This is a genomic window from Roseateles sp. P5_E1 (genome assembly GCF_054049335.1).
Window position 1 is genome coordinate 1 of the sequence record NZ_JBFUMN010000390.1, and the last position, 557, is coordinate 557.

Annotated in this window: 1 protein-coding gene; it reads left to right on the plus strand. The window is 64.3% G+C overall.

The genetic code is table 11. The features are described 5' to 3' along the window. Positions 1 to 148 precede the first annotated feature (148 nt). Positions 149 to 557 (plus strand): NfuA family Fe-S biogenesis protein (locus ACXJKJ_RS31695; protein ID WP_457395680.1); only part of this gene is annotated, 409 nt, incomplete at its 3' end.

Consider the following 557-nt stretch of genomic DNA (forward strand, 5'->3'; position numbering starts at 1 on the left):
TGCGCGGCACGCAATGCGCCTGCGCCAGCGGAATCAGGTCGGCCATGAAATCCTCCACTCCCTTTCGTGTTGCAAGATGCCTGAACGATGCGCCGGACGGTGTATAAACCGAATGAGCGCATAACATGTAAGTGGCTAGAATAGCCCGATGATCCAGATATCCGACACTGCCCAGACCTATTTCCGCAAGCTGATCGAGCGTGAGGCCGTGCCCGGCATGGGCGTGCGCCTGAGCGCCGTCGATGCTGGCACCCCGCGTGCCGACGCCCGCCTGGAGTTCGCCGAGCCCACCGACCTGATGGGCGATGAGTGGGCGGTGGACTGCGATGGCTTCACCCTGTACGTCGATGCCACCAGCGTGGGCTGGCTGGACGGTGCCGACATCGACATCGTCAGCAACGCCACTGGTGGCCAGCAGCTGACCATCAAGGCCCCCAAGATCAAGGGCGAAGCCCCCACCGACGCGTCCTCGCTGGTCGAGCGCGTGCGCTGGGTGGTGGAGAACGAAGTCAATCCGCAGCTGGCCTCCCACGGCGGCAAGGTCGCGGTGCAGGAAG